The organism is Actinosynnema sp. ALI-1.44, assembly GCF_001984155.1.
GTDB lineage: Bacteria > Actinomycetota > Actinomycetes > Mycobacteriales > Pseudonocardiaceae > Kibdelosporangium.
In genome coordinates this window covers 68,328-88,245 of the sequence record NZ_MTQO01000040.1, presented here as the reverse complement: position 1 = coordinate 88,245, position 19,918 = coordinate 68,328, and the positions used below count along the sequence as shown (strand labels likewise).

General features: G+C 67.7%; 15 protein-coding genes. 7 read left to right on the top strand and 8 right to left on the bottom strand.

Annotated elements, in window-relative coordinates:
- Positions 1 to 112 precede the first annotated feature (112 nt).
- The gene (locus ALI144C_RS14460; RefSeq protein ID WP_143230643.1) at positions 113 to 3,676 is read left to right on the top strand and encodes a S8 family serine peptidase; all 3,564 of its coding nucleotides are present in this window, start codon (positions 113 to 115) and stop codon (positions 3,674 to 3,676) included.
- Positions 3,677 to 3,716: 40 nt separating this feature from the next.
- On the opposite strand, the gene ALI144C_RS14455 is transcribed toward ALI144C_RS14460, so the two are convergent.
- The 6 genes from ALI144C_RS14455 to ALI144C_RS14430 all read right to left on the bottom strand — a co-directional run bounded on the left by ALI144C_RS14455 (position 3,717) and on the right by ALI144C_RS14430 (position 11,645).
- The gene (locus ALI144C_RS14455) at positions 3,717 to 4,913 is read right to left on the bottom strand and encodes an acyl-CoA dehydrogenase family protein (protein ID WP_076987604.1); all 1,197 of its coding nucleotides are present in this window, start codon (positions 4,911 to 4,913) and stop codon (positions 3,717 to 3,719) included.
- Positions 4,910 to 6,196: an acyl-CoA dehydrogenase family protein gene (locus ALI144C_RS14450; protein ID WP_076987743.1), complete on the bottom strand. Its 1,287-nt coding sequence runs from the start codon at positions 6,194 to 6,196 to the stop codon at positions 4,910 to 4,912. Before ALI144C_RS14450 ends, ALI144C_RS14455 begins: the two co-directional genes overlap by 4 nt.
- 150 nt (positions 6,197 to 6,346) lie before the next feature.
- Positions 6,347 to 8,035 (bottom strand): 3-oxosteroid 1-dehydrogenase, encoded by a 1,689-nt coding sequence (gene kstD, locus ALI144C_RS14445; RefSeq protein WP_076987603.1) that lies wholly within the window; start codon positions 8,033 to 8,035, stop codon positions 6,347 to 6,349.
- A 79-nt stretch (positions 8,036 to 8,114) separates the two neighbouring features.
- Positions 8,115 to 9,164 carry an alpha/beta fold hydrolase gene (locus ALI144C_RS14440; RefSeq protein WP_076987602.1) on the bottom strand — a complete coding sequence of 350 codons (1,050 nt, stop codon included), beginning with the start codon at positions 9,162 to 9,164 and terminating at the stop codon, positions 8,115 to 8,117.
- An 85-nt stretch (positions 9,165 to 9,249) separates the two neighbouring features.
- A complete protein-coding gene (locus ALI144C_RS14435) occupies positions 9,250 to 10,788 on the bottom strand; it encodes a succinic semialdehyde dehydrogenase (protein WP_076987601.1) in 1,539 nt (512 codons plus the stop codon).
- Positions 10,785 to 11,645, bottom strand: a complete 861-nt coding sequence (locus ALI144C_RS14430) for an SDR family oxidoreductase (protein ID WP_076987600.1) — start codon at positions 11,643 to 11,645, stop codon at positions 10,785 to 10,787. Before ALI144C_RS14430 ends, ALI144C_RS14435 begins: the two co-directional genes overlap by 4 nt.
- Before the next feature lie 62 nt (positions 11,646 to 11,707).
- On the opposite strand from ALI144C_RS14430, the gene ALI144C_RS14425 reads away from it, so the two are divergent.
- The 6 genes from ALI144C_RS14425 (at position 11,708) to ALI144C_RS14405 (ending at position 15,787) form a co-directional block, all read left to right on the top strand.
- Positions 11,708 to 12,340, top strand: a complete 633-nt coding sequence (locus ALI144C_RS14425; protein WP_237774141.1) for a TetR/AcrR family transcriptional regulator — start codon at positions 11,708 to 11,710, stop codon at positions 12,338 to 12,340.
- 77 nt (positions 12,341 to 12,417) lie between these two features.
- A complete protein-coding gene (locus tag ALI144C_RS59025; RefSeq protein ID WP_441297559.1) occupies positions 12,418 to 12,759 on the top strand; it encodes a twin-arginine translocation signal domain-containing protein in 342 nt (113 codons plus the stop codon).
- Entirely contained in the window at positions 12,648 to 12,887 is a 240-nt protein-coding gene (locus tag ALI144C_RS59020) for an alpha/beta fold hydrolase (protein WP_441297558.1), read from the top strand. Before ALI144C_RS59025 ends, ALI144C_RS59020 begins: the two co-directional genes overlap by 112 nt.
- Positions 12,888 to 12,934: 47 nt before the next feature.
- Entirely contained in the window at positions 12,935 to 13,120 is a 186-nt protein-coding gene (locus tag ALI144C_RS58665; RefSeq protein WP_143230642.1) for an alpha/beta fold hydrolase, read from the top strand.
- Between the two features lie 102 nt (positions 13,121 to 13,222).
- Positions 13,223 to 14,551, top strand: a complete 1,329-nt coding sequence (locus ALI144C_RS14410; RefSeq protein ID WP_076987597.1) for an FAD-binding protein — start codon at positions 13,223 to 13,225, stop codon at positions 14,549 to 14,551.
- Between the two features lie 3 nt (positions 14,552 to 14,554).
- Positions 14,555 to 15,787, top strand: coding sequence for an SAM-dependent methyltransferase (locus ALI144C_RS14405; RefSeq protein ID WP_076987741.1), 1,233 nt, complete (start codon positions 14,555 to 14,557; stop codon positions 15,785 to 15,787).
- 1,016 nt (positions 15,788 to 16,803) lie between these two features.
- On the opposite strand, the gene ALI144C_RS14400 is transcribed toward ALI144C_RS14405, so the two are convergent.
- The gene (locus ALI144C_RS14400; protein WP_076987596.1) at positions 16,804 to 17,967 is read right to left on the bottom strand and encodes an acyl-CoA dehydrogenase family protein; all 1,164 of its coding nucleotides are present in this window, start codon (positions 17,965 to 17,967) and stop codon (positions 16,804 to 16,806) included.
- Positions 17,964 to 19,916, bottom strand: coding sequence for an acetyl/propionyl/methylcrotonyl-CoA carboxylase subunit alpha (locus tag ALI144C_RS14395; protein ID WP_076987740.1), 1,953 nt, complete (start codon positions 19,914 to 19,916; stop codon positions 17,964 to 17,966). Before ALI144C_RS14395 ends, ALI144C_RS14400 begins: the two co-directional genes overlap by 4 nt.
- Positions 19,917 to 19,918 lie beyond the last annotated feature (2 nt).

The window sequence follows — 19,918 nt, the reverse complement described above, 5'->3', positions numbered from 1 at the left end:
CAAGAAGGCAGTCCGATTAATCCGGGACGGCTGAACCAGGGGCAACCCACCTGCGCTCTCAGGAGTGCTGTGGACGGAGGAACACCCTCAGACACAGCACAAGGGGCGAATCGTGCACAGACGACTAGTTGGCCATACGGCGGTCGTCGCCGTGCTGGCCAGCGGTTTGTCGGTTCTGCCCGCTGCCGCGGATCCAGTCGCGCCAGCGGGGAAGGCGGAACCGTCCAAAACCGTCACGCTGATCACCGGCGACAAGGTCACCGTGACCAGACAGAACGGCACCTGGGATGCCAGAATCGAACCGGCCGAACGGGCAGGCGAACGCGTCAGCTTCATCAAGTCCGTGACTGCCAAGGGCGTCACGGTCATCCCGTCGACTGTCCTGCCGCAGATCCAGTCGGGCAAGCTGGATCGCGCGTTGTTCGACGTGACGAAGCTGATCGACCTCGGCTACGACGACGCCCACACGTCCGAGATCCCGCTGCTGGTGGAGTCACCGGCGGCGAAGACGCTCGGCAAGCTCACGCGAGACCTACCACGAGCGAGGATGTCCGCTGTGGCCGTGCCGAAGCAGCAGGCACGCGAACAGGTCACCACCACCTCAGGCAGGATCTGGCTCAACGGCAAGGCCTTCCCCACTCTGGACCAGAGCGTCCCACAGGTCGGTGGACCGGTCGCGTGGCAGGCCGGGCAGACCGGCGTCGGGGCGAAGATCGCCGTCCTGGACACCGGCTACGACGCCAACCACCCCGATCTCGCCGGGATCGTCAAGGGTGAGAAGGACTTCACCGGCGAGGGCATCAAGGACACCAACGGTCACGGCACCCATGTGGCATCGACGGCCGCTGGCCGTGGCGGCAGGTACACAGGCGTCGCCAAGGGAGCCGATCTGGTGATCGGCAAGGTCTGCGCGGCGAGTGGGTGCCCGTTCGACGCGATCCTGGAAGGCATGCAGTGGGCCGCCGACAGCGGCGCGAAAGTCGTGAACATGAGCCTGGGGGCCGGTGCGAGCGACGGAACCGGCCCGCTCGACACCGCCATCAACCGGATCTCGGCCGAGAAGGGCACGCTGTTCGTTGTCGCTTCGGGCAACTACGGCCCATCCACGCGCGTCGGCACACCCGCGGCAGCGGATGCGGCACTGGCCGTGGCCAGTGTGAGCAAGCAGGACAAGTACAGCGCGTTCAGCCAGCCCGGCCCGCGGGTCAAGGACAACGCCCTCAAACCGGACATCGCGGCGCCCGGTGAGGAGATCGTCGCCGCGCGAGCCGAGGGCACGCTGGCGAACGAGGCCGTCGACGAGCACTACGCCAAGCTGACCGGAACGTCCATGGCGACACCGCACGTCGCGGGCGCGGCGGCGATCCTGGCCGCACAGCACCCGGACTGGACAGGTCAGCAGATCAAGGCCGCCCTGATGGCCAGTGCCAAGCCGGTGGACGCGACGGTGTTCCAGCAGGGTGCGGGACGGCTTGACGTCGGCCGAGCGGTGAAGCAAACGCTTGTCCCCAGTGTGGGCAGCCTGAGCCTCGGCACGGTCAGGTTCCCGCACACGCAGCCGCTCGAAGGCAAGCCGATCACGTACCGAAACAGCGGCACCACGGCGATCACGTTGCGGCTGAGCACCGATGTCGCGGCGTTCAAGGTGAGCGCGACGGAGGTCACCGTGCCCGCCAACGGCGAAGCCACTGTGACAGTCTCGTTCGACCACACCAGCGTGCCGCTCGGCGTGCACAGCGGGAGGCTGACGGCCACGGGCGGTGACGCCGTCGTCCAGACGCCGGTCAGCGCGTACAAGGAGCCCGAGAGTTACGACCTCACGGCGAAGTTCATCGACCGCGACGGCAATGACCCGCAGCAGCGCTTGATGAGCTACGCCATCTGGATCCGCCTGGACGCCGGTGACGACGCCTTCGACACACTGGTGAACAACCAGACCGCCCGCCTGCCCAAGGGCCGGTACGCCGTGGCGGGCTCGATCCAGACACCGATCCCCGGCGAGGTCGTCCCGTCGGTCACGAGTGCCGCCGAGCCGACGATCGACCTGACCAAGGACACGACGGTCACGTTGGACGCCCGCAAGGGCGAGAAGGTCACGGTGCGGACCGACGAGAAGGACGCCCGGATGACGCCCAGCACAACGGGGATGACAGTCACCACCGGTCCCGGCGGATTCGGCGTCGGCTACTACAGCCTGAAGACCGACGACGACTACGTCGTGCCGGGAACGGGAAACCACCCGCATTTCACGTACTTCGACCGGATCAGGATGGAACGACCGGCGGTCCGGCTGGTGGTCGGCAAACCCGAGTCGTTCGAGGTCCCGGTCGAGTGGATCACGGCCTCACCCACGACGACGGACACGCGTGCGTTGATCGCCGTAGACGTCGGGCACGCCACGCCCGCCGAGATCGCTGCCCGTGACCTCAAGGGCAAGCTGGCGGTGTTCACGCTGAACAACGTGGAAGGCGTGGAGTACAACGCACGGGTACAGGCGCTCGCTGACGCGGGCGCGAACGCGGCGCTGTTCCACTTCTCCGGTGCCACGATCCGGATCACGGGGCCGACACCGATCCCGGTCGCGGTGACGATCCGCTCGGAAGGCGCGCGGTTGGCCAAGCTGGGCACGGCGTCGGTGACGCTGACTGGCAACCCGCCAAGCCCGTACCACTACGAACTGGCATACCCGAGTCACGGCAGCATGCCCGCCACTGTGGACTACCGGGCCAGTGCCCGCGATCTGGCGACCGTCCGAACGACCTACCGGGCGAACAGCGACAGCCAGAAGGGGTACGTCGACATGCAGGCCATCGACCGCTCGGTCTTGTTGGACGGCTCGATCGACACGACCGAGATCCCGTTGCCGCTGGAGCGGACGGAGTACTTCTCCCCGGTGTCGTGGCTGACCGGGTTCGTCACGTTCGCACCGGGCGGTGAGCCGATCGAGTACCTCGGCACGCGCACGTTCAAGCCGGGCGAGACGACCACCGTGGACTGGGGAAAATCAGTGGTGGGACCGGGGATCACCGGCGCGGACAGCAGGTTCCGGCCGTCCCGGCTGGTGGCGCGGTCCGGTGACGCGATCACAGCGAAGCTGCCGTTGTTCTCCGACTCGGCGGGGCACGCCGGGTTCTCGTGGTCCGACTTCGGGGACACGGGTGACACCGTGCTGTACTCCGGCGGCAAGGAGATCGGCCGCAGCGGCCAGCCCGGCGAGGGGCGTTTCACCGTCCCGGCGGCGGCTGCGGACTACCGGTTGACCGCCCAGGTCCAGCGCAACCACCCGGCGTGGCCGTTGTCCACATCGGTCAGTGCCGAGTGGGCGTTCCGCTCCGCGCACACCACAGCCGAAACGCCACTGCCGTTGCTGACGGTCGCCTTCGACCCGAAGGTGGACCTGACCAACCACGCCGCGGCGGGCGCGGTGGCAGCGATTCCGGTGCGGGTCGACCGCCAGACCGGTGCCCAGGGTGGCAAAGCCGAGCCACGCAAGGTCGAAGCGTCCTTCGACGACGGGAAGACCTGGCGTGCCGTGCCGCTGGTACGCGTCAACGACAAGTGGTGGGTGATGGTTCAGAACCCGAAGTCCGGGTTCGTGTCGTTGCGCGCCAACGCGTCCGACGGTGACGGCAACACGGTGACCCAGACGGTCGTCCGGGCCTACCGCGTGAAGTGACTGGAAGGTGTGCGCGCGGACACGAACGCGCGCACACCTGTTACTTCAGTTCGCCGGAACTCTTGCCCAGCAACCTGCGAGCGACGATCAACTGCTGGATCTGCTGGGTGCCCTCGAAGATGTCGAGGATCTTGGAGTCCCGCGCCCACTTCTCCAGCAGGGTGTGCTCGGAGTAGCCGATGGAGCCGCAGAGTTCGACGCACTTGAGGGTCAGCTCGGTGACGACCCGGCCCGCTTTCGCCTTGGCCTCGGAGGCTTCCAGCGAGTTCGGCTTCGAGTTGTCCGCCATCCACGCGGCCTTCAGCGTCAACAGGTTGGCCGCTTCCCAGTCCGCTTCGAGACCGAGGTAGGTCGCCGCAGCCGCGTGCTGCTGGTTGGCGGGCTTGTCGTAGTCTACTTCGACACCGGCTTCGGCGAGGAGCTTGGCCGTCTCCTCCAGCGCCGCCCGTGCCAGGCCGATCGCCATGGCGGCGACCAGGGGCCGGGTGTTGTCGAACGTCTGCATGACGCCCGCGAAGCCCTGGCTGATGTCCGGGTCGCCGAGCAGGTTCGCCGCGGGCACCCGGCAGTCGGTGAACTGGATGACCGCCGTGTCCGACGCGCGGATGCCGAGCTTGTTCTCCAGCCGGACCACTTCCATGCCCGGCGTGCCCTTCTCCACGACGAACGACTTGATCGCCGCGCGGCCGAGCGACTTGTCCAAGGTGGCCCACACGACCACGGCGTCGGACCGTTCACCGGCGGTGACGAAGATCTTCTCGCCGTTGATGATGTAGTCGTCGCCGTCCTTGATGGCGGTGGTCTTGATGTTGGCCGAGTCCGAGCCGGTGTCCGGTTCGGTGATCGCCATCGACGCCCAGAGCTTGCCGAAGCGGGCCAGCTGCTCCTCGTTGGCCACCGACGCGATCGCCGCGTTGCCCAGCCCCTGGCGCGGCATCGACAGCAGGAAGCCCACGTCACCCCAGCACAGCTCGATCGCACCGAGCACAATGGACATGTTGGCGCCGTTGCGGACCTGGTTGGACTTCTCCGTGCGCCGCACCGATCCGGCACCGGCGCCGCCCTCGCCGGACGAGTTCATGCCGTCCAGCAGGGCCGCGAAGATGTCGAGTTCCTTGGGGTACTCGTGCTCGGCGATGTCGTACTTGCGCGAGTTCGGCCGGAAGATCTCGGCAGCGGCCTGGTGCGCCTGGTTGACCAACGCACCGAACTTCTTCGGGATCTCGAGGTTGATCACAGCAGCACCGCCCCTTCCATCAGGCCGACGGCTCGCAAGTCGCGATACCACCGCTCCACCGGATGCTCCTTGACGAATCCGTGCCCGCCGAGCAGTTGCACGCCGTCACTGCCGATCACCATTCCCTTGTCCGCGCAGAGTTTGCGCGCCAGTCCGACCTCGCGGGCGAACGGCAGGCCCTGTTCGGCACGGGAGGCGGCGCGGTACGTCACCAGCCGCATGCCGTCGAGCTCGATGCCGATGTCGGCGACCTTGAACGCGACGCTCTGCCGGTGGCTGACCGGCTCGCCGAACGCGACCCGCTCGTTGACGTACGGAATGACGTAGTCGAGCACGGCCTGCGCGGTGCCGACTGCCAGCGCGCACCAGCCAAGCCGGGACAGCCGCACGCAGTCGGCGTAGACGTCCTTCGAACCTCCGCCGAGCAGAGCCGTACGCGCAACCGTGACGTTGTCGAGCACGAGACGTCCCATGGCGGCCGCACGTAACCCCATCGCGGGTTCGGCTTCGATCTGCACGTCGGTGGACTCGACGATGAACAGCGCGGGCGAACCGTCCAGTGCGGCCGCGACGACGAACAGTTCGGCCTCGGCGGCTCTGGGAACGAGGGATTTCACGCCTTCGAGGCGATAGCCCTCCGGTGTCCGGCGCGCGACCGTCTTCAGTTCGAAGGGGTCGAACAGCGGCCGCGGCTCCAGGATCGCGAGCGCTGCGGCGGGCACGTTCTCCCCGACGAACGCGGGCAGATAGGTCCCCTGCTGGTCGCCGTCGCCCCACAGCACAAGGGCGTTGCTCACGGCCGAAGGCGCGAGGCACGCGACGGCCAGACCCATGTCGCCGTGTGCCAGTGCTTCCGCGATCAGCGCACCGGACACAGTGGAGCGCTCGCTGCCCGCCCCGCCGAGGTCCTCCGGCACACCGAGCACGGTGAGCCCCAGCTCAGCGGCGGTGCCGAGCAGTTCGGCGGGCGCCTTGCACGCCGTGTCGGCTTCGGCGGCGGCCGGTCGCAGCTGCTCGGCGGCGAACTCGGCGACCGTGTCCCGGATCATCTGCTGGTCTTCGTCCGGCGTCAGGTCGAACAGGCCGCGCTCGGGCGCGGACGGCAACCGGGCCGGCTTGCCGATGGTGCTGACGGCCTTGAACGACCTGGTCGCGGCGCCGAGCGTGCGGAAGCCCGTTCTGGTCGCGTGGAAGATCCCGCGCTCGATGGGCTTCTCCAGGCCGAACCGGCGCACGAGCCGCGCGCCTGCGATCCGGTTGAGCACGGCGAGCGCGATCCCCATCGCATCTCGCTTGTGCCGGTCCACCATGTCACCAACTCCTCGCATCCGAGTCTTAGCTACTGTAGAGTAGGTAAGGCCCGGACGCGAGGGTGCAGAAGGTCACGCAGACCACATGGAACCATAGAAGATCAGGTCAAAGCCTGGAGATGGTCAGACGGCGGTGGCGGCGACGTAGCCGAAGGTCATCGCCGGGCCGATCGTCGCCCCGGCTCCGGTGTAACTGGTGCCCATCACGGCGGCGCTCGCGTTGCCCGCCGCGAACAGGCCGTCGATCACCGATCCGTCCGCGCGCAGTACGCGGGCGCTCGCGTCGGTCCGCATCCCGCCCTTGGTGCCGAGATCGCCGGGAACGATCTTGAACGCATAGTACGGCGGCAGCCAGAGCGACGCGAGACTCGATGACGGCAGCACAGCGGGATCGGTGTAGTAGTGGTCGTAAACGCTGTCACCGCGCCGGAAATCCCGATCCCGCCCGGTCAGCGCGAACCCGCTGAACCGGGTGATCGTCGCCCGGAGCGTCGCGGGCGGAACACCGATCGCGGCGGCCAGCGCGTCGATCGTCGGCGCCTTCACCACCGCCCCGGAGTCGTACCAGGACTGCGGGAACGGCAGCAGCGGCGCGACGTCCTTGAACAGGTAGCGGTTGCGGTAGTTCTGGTCGACGATCAGCCACGCGGGAACCATCGCCTTGTCGTACATGACATGCACGACGTCGCCGTACGGCGCCGCTTCGTTGACGAACCGCTGCCCGGTCTGGTTGATCATCAACCCGCCCGGCAGCGTGCGCTCGGCGAGGCAGAAGTAGGGCTGATCCGGCAACGGGATCGCCGGGCCCCACCACGCGTCGTCCATCAGGTCCAGCGCGGCACCGAGCCGTTGTCCGGCCAGGATCCCGTCGCCGGTGTTCTCCTTGGCGCCGACCGACCACCCGGTGGGCTGCCGTTGGTACTGAACACGCATGGGCGCGTTGTGCTCGAACCCACCGGAGCCGACGATCACCCCACGGGCAGCCCGGAGCAGGCCCTGCGGGGTCAGGACCCCTTTCACCACACCGTTCTCGACGTGGAGGTCGAGCAGCGGGGTGTTCAGCAGGACAGGGACGCCCGCTTGCAGCAGGCCCGCCCGGAGGCCGCCTGCGAGCGCCTGGCCCATGGTCAACGGCTTCTTCCCGGCCAGCGCGGCGGCAGTTCCGCGGGCGACGCACTCGGCGGCGACCGCGAACCCCTTGGCGTTGACAGCGGCCAGGTTCAGCCACTTGTAGTCGGCGCTGAACACCACCAAGCCCGGTGGTGTCGGGAGGTAACTCGGATTGAGCCTGGCCAGTTCGGCACCGAGGAGGTTGCCGTCCAGCATGTCCGGCTCGATCGAGCGGCCGTTCGGCATGCCGCCGGGCAGTTCCGGGTAGTAGTCGCTGTACCCCTCCATCCAGCGGAACCGCAGGGGACTGTGGGCCATCACGAAGTCCAGCATCGCCGGGCCGTGCTTGAGAAACGCCTGCTGACGCGCCAGCGGAACGGTGGCACCGACGACCGCCGACATGTACGCGGCGGCTTTCTCAGGTGTGTCGGGAACTCCGGCTGCGCGGATCACGCTGTTGTTGGGGATCCAGATGCCCGCTCCAGAGCGGGCCGCCGAGCCGCCGTAAGTCGGGGCCTTCTCGATCACGACGGTTCGCAGACCTCGTTTCGCCGCTGTCAGCGCGGCTGTCATTCCCGCCGCGCCTGCTCCGACCACGACCACGTCGTAGTCGGCTCGGATCGCCGCTGATGCTCGTTCGGGTGTGGCGAGGACAGCCAGTCCGGCGCCTGCGAGCACACTTCGTCGTGTCACTCCAGCCATGCGACGAATGTAGAACTCGTTTCAGTCTTTGTTCAATCCATCGGATGGCCCAGCGTGTTCCATCAGTGGAACTTGTTCTTTATACCGGGTTTGACCGCTCGACATGGGCCGTGAGGAAGGAGTCGATCACCTTCCACGTCGTGTCCCTCGCGCCGCGACCGGTCAGGACTCCGAGGTGACCACCGGGGCACACCTCGAACCGGACCTCCGGCGCCTTGTCCAGCAGCCGCGTCAGCCTGCGGACCGCGGGCTCCGGTGCGATCCCGTCCGTCGCACCGGCTATCACCAGTACCGGCACCTTGATGTCCGCCAACGAGATCAGCCTGCCCTCGACGTCCACCACGCCGTCGTGCAGGTCGTTGCCGCGGAAGAAGCGGTGGTAGATCTGGCCGAATGTCCGGCCGGGGTAGGCGACCATGTTGTCCATGAAGCGGTCGACCGCCTCGATCTGCGCCAGGAACTCCTTGTCGTCGAGGTGGGTGAGCAGCGCCAGCGGCTTGGTCACGTACTTGTCCACCGAGCTCAGCTGGAACGCCCACCTCACCAACTGCCTCGGCGCGCCGCCGAGCAGGCGGTAGGGCGCGGTCAGCACCCAGCCACCGGTCAGCTCGACCAACGGCCGTGCGGGCGCGACCAGCGGGATCGCGGTGAAGTCGATCGGGCTCGCCACCGTGGTCAGCGACGCGATCGGCAGGTCTGCCTGGTCGGCCGTGGTCAGCAGGGACAGGATGCCGCCGAGGCACCACGCCACGACGTGCACCGGGCGTCCGCCCGCGTCCTTGCTGACCGCGCGGATGGCTCGCGGCAGGACCTCGTCGATCCAGTGCTCGATGCCGAGGCCGCGGTCGGAGAAGCTGACCGAGCCGTAGTCCACCAGGTACGTCGGCCTGCCCTGTTCGACCAGGTGTTCGGCCATGCTGCAGCCACGGCGCAGGTCGAAGCACAGCGCGGGCGCGGCCAACGGCGGCACGAGCAGGACCGGGTCACCGGACGACTCCCCGGTCATCCGGTAGACCCAGCGGTTGGGGCCGTGGTCCACCAGGACTCGGGGCGTCGGCCGCAGATCGGCGACGCCGCCGTTGAAGACCTTGTCCAGGACGTTCGACGCTGCCGCCGAGACACTCACCATGTGTCAATTATGGGCCGACAGATCCATGTGGCGCGCACGATGGACAGTGTGACCTGTTCGGCCATCCCGACGGGTGGGATCGGCGTCACCGGATGCCGGTCTTCCGCACGACCCGGAGCAGCGCCCGCATTCCCTTGACGTACACCGCGAACGGCAGCCACTTCGGCGGTGTGGACAACGGAACGCGTTGCACCGAAACGTTCTGTGCCTCGGTGTACTTCAGCAGCCCTTCGATCCCGTTGCGCCGACCGACACCGGAGTCCTTCATGCCACCCATCGGCGCGTCCGCGCTGCCGAACCCGACCACGTGCCCGTCGTTGACATTCACCGTGCCTGCCTTGAGCAGCGCGGCAACCTGTTCCGCGTGCGGAACGGACTTGCTGTAGACGCTGGCGTTCAGCCCGTAGGAGGTGGCGTTCGCGCGATCGATCGCTTCCTGGTCGTCCAGCACGCGGTAGACCGACACGACCGGGCCGAACGTTTCGTTGTCGTAGCAGAGCATTTCCGGCGTGACGCCCGTCAACACCGTTGGCTCGTAGAAGAACGGGCCCAGCTCTGGCCGCGGTCTGCCGCCCGCCAGCACGGTCGCACCCTTGGCACGCGCGTCGTCGACGTGCCGGGTCACTGTCTCCAGTTGCCGTTGCGAGGTCAGGGAACCCATGTCCGCGCTGTAGTCGAACGCCGCCGCCAGCTTCATCTTGGCGACCTCGTCGACGAAGCGCCGCGTGAACTCGTCGTACACGTCGGTGTGCACGAACAAGCGCTCGGGCGACATGCAGAGCTGGCCGGAGTTGGAGAAACACGTCTGCACGGCCCCGGCCGCGGCTTTCGGGACGCTGGCGTCCGCCAGCACCAGCAAGGGGTTCTTGCCGCCGAGCTCAAGCGAACAACCGACAAGGCGACGCCCGGCGCGGGCCGCGATCTCCCTGCCCGTGCGTGTCGAACCGGTGAAGCCGATGTAGTCGGCGGTGTCCACGACGGCGGTCCCGACGACCGGACCGTCGCCGATCACCACGCGCAGCAGTCCTTCCGGCAGTCCGGCCTGGTACAGCAGTTCGACGCCGTACAGGGTGCACAGCGCGGTCTGGGTGTCGGGCTTGAGCACCACCGCGTTCCCGGCGATCAACGCCGGGATCAGGTCGGTGAACGCCAACGCGAACGGGTAGTTCCACGGCGTGATGATCCCGACGACGCCCTTGGGCGCACGCAGTTCGACGGTCTTGACCAGTCCGGGGACCATTCCTTCGCGGCGCTGCGGGGTGAGCAGTTTCGGCGCCTTGCGGGCGTAGTAACCGACGGTGACCAGCGGCGCGGACACCTCCAGAAAGGCGTCCCGCCGCGATTTCCCCGTCTCGGCCTGCAGGATGTCGAGCAGCTCGTCGGTGTGGGCGAGCAGCAGGGCGTGGAACCGTTCGAAGATCGCGATCCGGTCGGCGACCGCGACGTCCGCCCACAACCGCTGCGCCTGCCGCGCGGCTTCGACGGCGTCGACCACGTCCTGCGGCGTGGACAGCGGCACCTTGGCCAGCGTGCCGCCGCCGAAGACGTCCACCGTGCCCACGGTGTCCGCCGAGGTGGCTGAGACCCGGTCACCCAGCCTGGCGACCAACGCGTCGGTGATCATTTCTTCATCCCGTGCGCCTCGTCGGCCGCGGGCGCGCTCGCCGCGGCGCGTGATTCGTATTCGGCCCGCTCCGCCGAGTGCGCCGCGTCGGCGAGGACCCGGTCGCCTTTGAGCGTGCGGACCATCCACTCGCCGAAGGCACGCGGCATCAACCGGCCGATCCGGTTGAGCGTGCCGACCGACTTCGGCACGTAGACCTCGAACCTCGGGGTGCGCAGCGCGTCCACTGTGGCCGCGGCGACCTGCTCCGGGGTGACGGTCTTGACCGGGCCGTCGTTGCTGATGCCTGCGGTGAGCTCGGTCCGCACGATCGACGGCATCACCAGCGTCGTCTCCACGCCCGAGCCCCGCAGCTCCAGTCGCACGGCCTCGGTCAACCCGACGACACCGTGCTTGGTCGCGCAGTACGTCGCCGCACCCGGGAAACCGCTCTTGCCCGCGACGGACGCGACGTTGACGATGTGACCGGTCGCGCGCGGGCGCATGCGCCTGATCGCCTCGCGGGTGCCGTGGATGACACCGTGCAGGTTGATCTCCAGCTGGTGCATGGTGGAGACGTCGTCCTCGTCCTCGAACCGGCCGAGCGGCATGATCCCGGCGTTGTTGATCAGGACGTCGATCGGGCCGCGGCGGCTCTCCACCTCATCGAGGAACTTGGTGAACCCGGCCGGGTCGGTGACGTCGAGCTGTAGGGCGAGCGCGCCGAGCCGGGCGGCTGTCGCCTCGGCCGTCGTGAGGTCGAGATCCCCGATCACGACCTTGGCTCCGGCTCTGACCAGCGCCTCGACCATGGCGGCGCCGATCCCGCGCGCACCGCCCGTGACCACCACGACCTTGCCTGAGAGCGAACGCGCCACGCCGCACCTCCGGATCGCCGGACAACTCAACTAACATACACACTTGCAGGTATTGTTGCCCCATGCCGGCGACCAGAACCTCGAAAACCGGCCGTACGCAGGAGGAACGCAGCGCGGCGATGCGCTCGCGACTGCTTGACGCGACCATCGACTGCCTCGTCGAATACGGCTACTCAGGAACGACGACAACTCGAGTCGCCGAACGAGCGGGCGTGACCCGGGGAGCGCAGGTCCACCACTTCCCCACCAAAGCCGACCTGGTGACCGCGGCCGTCCGGGACATCGCCCAGCGCCGCGCCCTGCTGGCGGACGCGAGAATGGACGAGCTGGCGACCTCGGCCGATCCGGTCGGCGACACGCTCGACCTGCTGTGGGAGATCCACCAGGGCCCGATCTTCGCCGCGAGCACGGAGCTGCTGCTCGCCGCGCGGACGGACACCCGGCTGCGCGCCCTGGTCTCCTCGGTCGAGCCGGAGATCAGCGACGTGCTCGTGACGTTCGGCAACCGCCTCTTCGGCCCGAAAGCCGACACCACCCAGTTCCGGCACTACGCGTACACCGCGATGGACACCATCCGCGGCCTGCTGGTCGGCTCGTGGGCGTACCCCGACGACTCCCAGCTCGACGCCCGGTGGCAGCGCGCCAAGGCCTGTCTGCGCCTGATCGCCCCGCCGGAGCTGGCCGCCGCCCGCTAGCGGGCTAGGCTGGCCCTACCCCCGCTTCAAGGGTGGACATGATGGTTCGGGGGCCAGTCTGACTCCAGGCTTGGGGCATGCCCAGCACTCGTCGGAACTTCCTCGCGTCGGCAACGGCCGGGGTCGCGTCACTCGGTGTCGCCGGTCCGGCGTACGCCGCCGAACGGACCAGCCCGCCCAAGATCAGTCCACTGAGATCAGGACGTACGTCGGCACGTTCGACGCCGTCGCCGCCGGGCCCCGAAACGGCAGGAAGGTCCTGCTCCTGCACGGCTTTCCCGGGCTCGGGATCGAGTGGGAGGAACAGCTGCTCGCGCTGGCCGCCGCCGGTTACCGGGCGGTCGCGCCGGACCAGCGGGGTTACTCGCCGGGTGTGCGGCCGTCGGAGATCGCGGACTACGGGCTGGATTACGGCGTGAACGACGTCGTCGCGATCGCGGACGCGTTGGGGTGGTACAAGTTCGACCTTGTCGGGCACGACTGGGGCGCTTGTGTGGCGTGGGTCGCGGCAGCGCGCTACGAGTACCGCGTGCGACGGCGGCGTTGAACTGGTACCGGGCCAACGACTTCACGGGGTATGAACAGATTGTCCGGGTGCCTGTGTTGTTCGTCGCCAGTGACGACGATCCGTTCGTGGCTCCTTACGGCGTAGAGCGGACCCACCGATGGGTGAAAGGCCCGTATCGCCTGGAGGTGCTCCATGGCGCCGGCCACAACGTGCCGGAGGTTCTCGCCGGGGCCACATCCGCGCTCCTGCTCGACCACCTGCGTGAGTACTGAGTCCTAGGTGGACGCCCGGATGGGCGTTTTGTCTCCTCACGGCCCGACGTTGTCCGAAAATCACAATGCTGGGTCGTGCGCACAGGCCTAGCATCGGTTGGTATGGGCAACCAACAGGCCCTGGTGGGCCACGATCGGGCTGCGGCGACGTTACGAGCTCAGTACGCGGCACTGCCCCAGGGGACTCCGGTCCGGCTGGCGAAGTCCACGTCGAACCTGTTCCGGTTCCGCGACCCGGCCACCCGAACGCTGGACGTCAGCCGGTTCGCCGGTGTGCTGAACGTCGACGCCGAGCAGCGGACCGCGGACGTCGGCGGGATGACCACGTACGAGGACCTGGTCGACGCCACCTTGCCGTACGGTCTGATGCCGCTGGTCGTCCCGCAGCTGAAGACGATCACGCTCGGCGGTGCCGTGGCCGGGCTGGGTATCGAGTCGACGTCGTTCCGCAACGGCCTGCCACACGAATCCGTGCTGGAGATGGAAATCCTCACCGGCGACGGCCGGATCACCCGGCTCGAGCGAGGCGACGAGCAGTTCCGCGCGTTCCCCAACTCGTACGGCACGTTCGGTTACGCGCTGCGCCTGAAGATCGAACTGGAACCGGTGAAGCCATACGTCGAGCTGCGGCACGTCCGCTTCGACGACCCGGCGGAGATCGCCGGGCACACCGACGCGAATTTCCTGGACGGCACGGTCTTCGGGCCGGGCGAGCAGTATCTGACCATAGGTCGTTTTGTCGACAAACCGACACACCGTCCGAGTGACTACACCGGGTCGGAGATCTTCTACAAGTCCATCCGGGAGCGTTCGGCCGACCTGCTGACCATCCGGGACTACCTCTGGCGCTGGGACACCGACTGGTTCTGGTGCTCCCGCGCGTTCGGCGCCCAGATCCCCTGGGTGCGCAGGCTGTGGCCGAAGCAGTACCTGCGCTCGGACGTGTACCGCAAGATGGTCGCGCTGGACAGGAAGTACGGCCTGAGCAGGCGGGCCAGGCAGCTCAAAGGCGCCCCGGACCGCGAGCCGGTGATCCAGGACGTGGAGATCCCGCTGGCCAGGTTGGGCGAGTTCCTCGAGTTCTTCCACCGGGACATCGGCATCAGCCCGGTCTGGCTCTGTCCGGTGAAGCTGCGCGACGCGACGACGTGGCCGCTGTACCCGATGGATCCGGACACGCTGTACGTGAACGTCGGGTTCTGGGCAACGGTGCCATTCGCACCAGGGCAGCGCCCGGGACACCACAACCGCCTCATCGAGCAGGTCGTCACCGACCTCGGCGGCCACAAGTCGTTGTACTCCGAGTCCTTCTACTCGCGGGAGGACTTCTGGCGGTTGTACAACGGTGAGCGCTATCGCGAGATGAAACTCCAGTTCGATCCGGACGGTCGGCTGCCCGACCTCTACGACAAGTGCGTGCGGGGTAGTTAGATGATGCGAATCGCGGAAGCCATCTACGAGGTGACCGGCCCAGACGTGCCGGTCGAGTTCGTCGCCTACGACGGCAGCCGGGCAGGTGCCCAGGATGCGCAAGTGCGTGTGGACGTGAAGTCACCACTGGCCCTGTCGCACATCGCCAGTTCGCCCAACAGCCTGGGCCTGGTGCGGGCCTACGTGACCGGCGCGCTGGAGATCGTCGGCGACATGTACACGGCACTGGCCTCCATCCCGGAGGTGCGGTTCCGGGAGATCCCGGCCTCGCTGCGGGTGAAACTGGCAGCGAAACTCGCCGGGGCGAGACTGCTGTGGCCGACGAAACCCCCGGCACAGGAAAGAAGGCTGGGCGGGGAACGCCACTCGAGAATGCGGGACGCGGAAGCGATCTCCCACCACTACGACGTGTCGAACAAGTTCTACGAATGGGTACTGGGCCCGTCGATGGCGTACACGTGCGCGGTGTACGAGACCGAGAACTCGACACTGGAAGAAGCCCAGTACGCCAAACACGACCTGGTGGCACGAAAACTGGCACTCCGGCCGGGGATGCGCCTGCTCGACGTGGGCTGCGGCTGGGGCGGGATGGTGATCCACGCGGCGAAGCACTACGGAGTGCAGGCGCTGGGCGTGACCCTGTCGGCGAACCAGGCGGAATGGGCGCAGAAGCGGATAGCGCAGGAAGGCCTGGGCGACCTGGCGGAAGTACGCCACCTGGACTACCGGGCGGTGAAGGAGACGAGCTTCGACGCGATCAGCTCCATAGGCCTGACGGAGCACATCGGTGAAGCGAACCTGGAATCCTACTTCGACCTGCTCTACAGCAAACTGAAGACGGGTGGGCGGATCCTGAACCACTGCATCACCCGCCCGGACAACCTCCGAAACGCCCAAACCCGCAGCTTCATCAACAGATACGTCTTCCCCGACGGAGAACTCCTCGGACCAGGAAGAATCCTGTCCCAGATGCACGACACCGGCTTCGAGGTCCGGCACGAGGAAAACCTCAGAGAGCACTACGCCCGAACACTGGCAGGCTGGTGCGACAACTTGGAACGCAACTGGGAAGAAGCCGTCAACGAAGTCGGCCCCCACACAGCCCGCGTCTGGCGCCTGTACATGGCGGGGTCGAGGCTTGGCTTCGACCGCAACTGGATCCAACTGCACCAGGTACTCGGCGTGAAAACCGACAGCCGAGGCCACTCGGGAATGCCACTGCGCCCGGACTGGTGAACCGGCTGGCGACAAGGGCGCTCACTCCACGCGGAATGAGCGCCCTTGGCCTTGCAAGCACCAGACACCCCATGAACCTGCCCGGCCGAAGCCAACTGGCTCACGCAACCACAGATCGAGGCAGCCGCGTACAAAGCACAAGGCAACCGCAGCCCGAACCGGCTCGCGGGCAAGCACAGAGCAACCGAAGACCGGCCCCCGATAAGCTCGCGTGCAAACGCAACCCCCAGCAGGCTTGCGCGCAAGCGCAGGGGGTTCACGGCCCTGCGCGCCAGCGCAGAGTGGTGCTTCGGGGGTGTCTCCTGCCCGTCGGCCTGGGCGAAGCCAACCACGGGCTGTCAAGAGGTCGGCCTACCCGAAGAGCCCCAGCGACAGCCAAACCGATCCTCTTGATAGTCCGTGGTTCCCTGGGGCAGGTCGACGGGCAGGGGACGCCCGCGCCCTGAAACCCCGGGACATGAAAAGTATGCGCCGGGAGCAACACGGCGCGAAGACCTCCTGCTCAGAGGTCTGCCTCCCGGCGAGGGACCCCTTCTTTTTGTCTTTTCAGACCCGGGATCTCCAGTTCCGGGTCGGGTGACCACGCCTTACTCCTGGTCAAGGCTCGGATGCGGCGGGGGAAAAGATAGCCCCTCGCCGGGTGGCAGACCTCAAAGCAGGAGATGGGATGGGTGTACTCCCTGCCCACAGCCGAGATCCTGTTGTGTGTACCCGAGGCGAGGGCGCCTCCTGCCCGTCGACCTGCCCCAGGGAACCACGGACTATCAAGAGGATCGGTATGGCTGTCGCCGTGGCTCCTGTGCAGGCCGACCTCTTGACAGTCCATGGTTGGCTTCGCCCAGGCCGACGGGCAGGAGACACCCCCGAAGCCCCACTCTGCGCTTGCGCGCAAGCCGTTGCGGGTTGCTCTGCGCTTGCGCGGCCGCAAACCCCCTGCGCTTGCACGCAAGCCGCCTGTCCTGCGCATCGCGCTTCTCCCACAGGGCCGCCGCACAGCCGTCACCTGCTTGAGTGGATCACTGCCAGGGGCGGGAGAGGCCGAGGTCGCGGGCGATGAGCATGCGCTGGACTTCGCTTGTACCTTCGCCGATTTCCAGGATCTTGGCGTCTCGGTAGAAGCGGCCGACGGGGAATTCGTTCATGAACCCGTAGCCGCCGAAGATCTGCGTGGCGTCCCGTGCGTTGTCCATGGCGGTTTCGGACGAGACGAGTTTGGCGATCGCGGCCTGGCGTTTGAAGGGCTGGTTGCGCAGCATCCTCGCGGCCGCGTCGTAGTACGCCAGCCTGGCCACGTGCGTCCGGGCTTCCATGTCCGCGATCTTGAACTGGATCGACTGGTATTCACCGATCTTGTGGCCGAATGCCTCTCGCTCACCCGCGTACCGGACGCATTCGTCGACGCAGCCCTGCGCGAGGCCGACGGACAGCGCGGCGATCGCTACCCTGCCCTCGTCCAATGTAGACAGGAACTGCGCGTAGCCGCGTCCCTCCTGGCCGAGCAGGTTCGATGTCGGCACAACGCAATCCGCGAACGACAACTCCCTCGTGTCGGATGCGCTCCACCCGACCTTGGAGTACTTCTTCGACACCGCGAAGCCCGGCGTTCCCGACGGCACGATGATCGCGGAGATCTGCTTGCGGCCATCTCGCTCACCTGTCACCGCCGTCACGGTCACCAGGCGTGTGATGTCTGTGCCCGAGTTGGTGATGAACGCCTTCGTGCCGTTGATCACCCATGAGTCGCCGTCACGGCGGGCCGTTGTCCTGGTCGCTCCCGCGTCGGAGCCGCCACCGGGTTCGGTCAGGCCGAACGCGCCCAGCGCCTCGCCCGCCACCAGGGCGGGCAGCCACTTCTCCTTCTGCTCTTCCGAACCGAAGCGGTAGATCGGCATCGCCCCGAGGGACACACCGGCTTCCAGGGTGATGGCGACCGACGAGTCGACCCGCGCCAACTCCTCCAACGCCAGGCACAGCGTGAAGTAGTCCCCACCCATCCCGCCGACCGATTCGGGGAACGGCAGCCCGAACAGGCCCATCCGCCCCATCTTCGCCACGATGTCGTACGGGAACTCGCCACGCTCGTAGTAGTCACCGATGACCGGCGCGACCTCTTCCCGTGCGAACTCCTGCAATGTCTTGCGCAGCGCCTCGTGTTCTTCCTCGAGCCTGAAGTCGATCATGCCTGCGTCTCCTCTGGGGTCACCAGGGCGAGTGGTTGGTTCAGCGCGACCTGTTGGCCCGCTTGCACATGCAGCTCGGTCAGCACGCCGTCCACCGGTGCGGCGATCGTGTGTTCCATCTTCATCGCCTCGACGACCAGCAGCGGCGCTCCCGCCGTCACCCGGTCGCCGACGGACGCCTTCACCACGAGCACAGTGCCCGGCATGGGGCTGGTGATCGGCCCGCCGTCCGTGCTCGACCCGGTCGACTCCTCCAGCAGCGAGTGTTCGGCGACCGACCACGTGAAGCCGTCCGAGGCGAGCCACCTCACCGAGTCCAGCTTCGCGAGCCGGTACCGGTACGTCCGTCCGTCGTACGTCAACCGCAGCACCGAACCGTCCAGCGACGCGGCGGCCGCGACCGGTGGACCACCGTCGACGGACACCGAATCACCGACCACCCGAACGGTCACCTGGCGGTCGCCGGAGTCGAACCGGACCGTGAACCCGGCCGGGCCGCCGATCCGCCAGCCAGACGGAACGTCCCACGGGTCCACCACGGGCCCGTGCGGGTGCAACGCGATCAGCTCGTCCAACGCGGCGGCCGCGAACACGTGATCCGGAGTGGACTGCTCGAAGGGCTTCCGTCGCGACACCAACTGGGTGTCCAACCGCCCGGCCACGACATCCGGATCGGCCAGCAGCTCACGCAGGTAGGCCACGTTCGTCCCCACGCCGAGCAACGCCATGTCGGCCAATGCCGACGAAAGGCGCCCGAGCGCCTCCGTGCGGGACGGCGCCCACGCGATGACCTTCGCGAGCATCGGGTCGTAGTCCGAGCCGACGACGGTACCGACCCGAACCCCCGAGTCGACCCGGACATCAGCGGGTTCCACGACGTCCAGCACGACCCCGCCGGTCGGCAGGAAGTCACGCGACGGGTCCTCGGCGTAGACCCGGGCCTCCACCGCGTGCCCGTTCAGCGGCACCGACGTCATCGTGAGCGGTTCGCCCGCAGCCACCCGCAGCTGCCATTCGACCAGGTCAAGCCCGGTCACCAACTCGGTCACGGGGTGTTCGACCTGCAGCCGCGTGTTCATCTCCATGAAGAAGAACTCGTCCGGCCGGTCCGCGGACAGGATGCACTCCACCGTCCCCGCGCCCGTGTACCCGACCGCGCGCGCCGCGTCGACGGCCGACGCGCCCATCCGGGCGCGCATCTCTTCGGACAGCAGCGGCGAAGGCGCCTCTTCGATGATCTTCTGGTGCCGCCGTTGCAGGCTGCACTCGCGCTCACCGAGGTGGATGACGTTGCCGTGCTTGTCGCCCAGAACCTGGATCTCGATGTGCCTCGGCCGTTGGACGAACCGTTCGATCAGCAGTGTGTCGTCGCCGAAGGAGCCACGGGCCTCACGGCGAGCCGACTCGATCGCCGCGGGGAGTTCGGCGGCCTCCCCGACCAGGCGCATCCCCTTGCCACCACCACCCGCGGACGGCTTGAGCAGCACGGGAAAGCCGATCTCCCCGGCCGCCGCGACGAGGTCGGCGTCGGTCATGCCCGGCTCGGTGCGGCCAGGCACCACCGGCACGCCCGCGGCCATCACGGTCTGCTTGGCGCGGATCTTGTCGCCCATCGCCTCGATCGCGCCGACCGGCGGCCCGACGAACACCAGGCCCGCTTCCTCGCAGGCCCGCGCGAAGTCGACGTTCTCGGCCAGGAAGCCGTACCCGGGGTGGATCGCCTCGGCGCCCGTCGACACCGCCGCATCGATGATCCTGGGGATCGACAGGTAGCTGTCCCGCGCGGCGGCCGGTCCGATCCGGACGGCCGTGTCGGCTTCGAGCACGTGCCGCGCGTCGGCGTCCGCGTCGCTGTAGACGGCGACCGAGCGCACGCCCATACGGGCAAGGGTCCGGGTGATCCGGACGGCGATCTCGCCTCGGTTGGCGATCAGAACTCGCTGGAACATCC

Bases quoted from the DNA above. Each gene is read 5' to 3' on its own strand.
- ALI144C_RS14450 (WP_076987743.1), bottom strand. From the start codon at position 6,196: ATGGGGATCGCGCTCGCCGTGCTCAACCGGATCGCAGGCGCGCGGCTC.
- kstD (WP_076987603.1), bottom strand. From the start codon at position 8,035: ATGGCTGGAGTGACACGACGAAGTGTGCTCGCAGGCGCCGGACTGGCT.
- ALI144C_RS14440 (WP_076987602.1), bottom strand. From the start codon at position 9,164: ATGGTGAGTGTCTCGGCGGCAGCGTCGAACGTCCTGGACAAGGTCTTC.
- ALI144C_RS14435 (WP_076987601.1), bottom strand. From the start codon at position 10,788: ATGATCACCGACGCGTTGGTCGCCAGGCTGGGTGACCGGGTCTCAGCC.
- ALI144C_RS14425 (WP_237774141.1), top strand. From the start codon at position 11,708: ATGCCGGCGACCAGAACCTCGAAAACCGGCCGTACGCAGGAGGAACGC.
- ALI144C_RS59025 (WP_441297559.1), top strand. From the start codon at position 12,418: ATGCCCAGCACTCGTCGGAACTTCCTCGCGTCGGCAACGGCCGGGGTC.
- ALI144C_RS14410 (WP_076987597.1), top strand. From the start codon at position 13,223: ATGGGCAACCAACAGGCCCTGGTGGGCCACGATCGGGCTGCGGCGACG.
- ALI144C_RS14405 (WP_076987741.1), top strand. From the start codon at position 14,555: ATGCGAATCGCGGAAGCCATCTACGAGGTGACCGGCCCAGACGTGCCG.
- ALI144C_RS14400 (WP_076987596.1), bottom strand. From the start codon at position 17,967: ATGATCGACTTCAGGCTCGAGGAAGAACACGAGGCGCTGCGCAAGACA.
- ALI144C_RS14395 (WP_076987740.1), bottom strand. From the start codon at position 19,916: ATGTTCCAGCGAGTTCTGATCGCCAACCGAGGCGAGATCGCCGTCCGG.